Annotated in this window: 1 protein-coding gene; it reads left to right on the top strand. The window is 40.4% G+C overall.

The window, feature by feature from the left end; genetic code table 11:
• Positions 1 to 119: 119 nt before the first annotated feature.
• Entirely contained in the window at positions 120 to 1,262 is a 1,143-nt protein-coding gene (locus KDK14_RS00025; protein ID WP_257262962.1) for a serpin family protein, read from the top strand.
• The last annotated feature ends 131 nt before the right edge of the window (positions 1,263 to 1,393 follow it).

The following is a 1,393-nucleotide window of genomic DNA, read 5'->3' as shown; positions in this document are numbered from 1 at the left end:
CCTTTTTCCTTAACAGGAACAGATACAAAATCATAAAAACTTCTAAACTAACACTGCGTTGAGTTGTTGGCATTTGTTATCAGGACACTATGCTTCAATTCAGGCAGTAAATATTTAGCTTGGAGTTTTCAATCAAAATGCAAAATTATCAATCCCTTGACACCAATATTAACCCTCAATACTTGTCAGCTAATCCAAACGCTTTATATTCTCCACAGCCGGTGGGTTCATCAGGCACTCACACGGTAGCACGAGGAAACGACACCCCTTCACTTGAAGGTCTTCAAAAAGATGTACGACAATTTGTTCAGGTATTATTATCTGATAGACAAGTTAACATAGTTACTTCACCCTCCCTGGTCAATACAACTGAGGAAATCACCGCCTGGGTAATGAATGAGGCGGGCTTAAAAGGGACTGCTATCGGGTCTGGTCAAACTCGACCCAATATTGAGAACACTTTAGAAGGCATACATGTTCATTCAAGAAGTGAACATGTTGATAAAGTCCTGAAACGACTCGATATTTCACATACAACCAGCTCAGAAATAAGACATAAGGGCCCTGTAGTCGTTACAGCTGAACTCAATAATAAAATTGAAAAAGATACCAAAGGTATGATTACTGATTTTCTAAAATCCAGAGATCTGACAGAGCCAAACCTTATGTTTCGCCTGGTCACTTGGTTATTTCAATATGTTTCATGGAAAAGACCTTTTGATTTAATGAATAATGTACGGAGTTCAGGAATGACATGGAATAATACAACCCGCCCGGAAATTCAGTGGATGACAAGTTGTGACACCAACTCCATCGCACACACTCAATCAGAAGGCTATGATTTTGTATCTGTTCCTGTTAAGGAAAAAGGAATGAAAGCAGTGCTTGTGTTACCACCAGACGGAGCCGACGAAAATAGTGACGATCTCAATCGGATTCTGTCAAATGGGCTGGCTTCCATTCTGGGTAAAAAAGCAAATGATGAAGCGAGTCTAACGCTCCCCAAATTCAAATTTGACTATGAATTTACAACAAAATACCCGGCGCCTGGAGTCACCGGCAAACATAAGGCAGCATTGAATTTTGATCAAAAAGGAGCAGATGTAGCGGCAATATCAGATATTTGGGTTACTGAATGTTTAAGACCTAATAAAAAACGTATCAAGTTTGACCGCCCGTTCTACTTTTCAATAATTAAGGAAAATGCCAATAAGCCCAGTGTGGTTGCCATGGCCAAGATTAATCAGCCTTGGAATAGTTAACGCCTACTCCTTGCTACGGGAAATAAACAACTAAGGAGAGCACTTAGGGTAGACATTACGGAGTTCTTCCTGATGGACTATTGTCTATTGTTTCTTTAGCTTCTGCGATCGAGTGCAGGCGGGTTGGTTTC

Source organism: Endozoicomonas sp. ONNA2 (assembly GCF_024606365.1).
Taxonomy (GTDB): domain Bacteria; phylum Pseudomonadota; class Gammaproteobacteria; order Pseudomonadales; family Endozoicomonadaceae; genus Endozoicomonas.
Note: the sequence above shows the minus strand (reverse complement) of the source record. Positions and strands in the feature narration are given on the sequence as shown.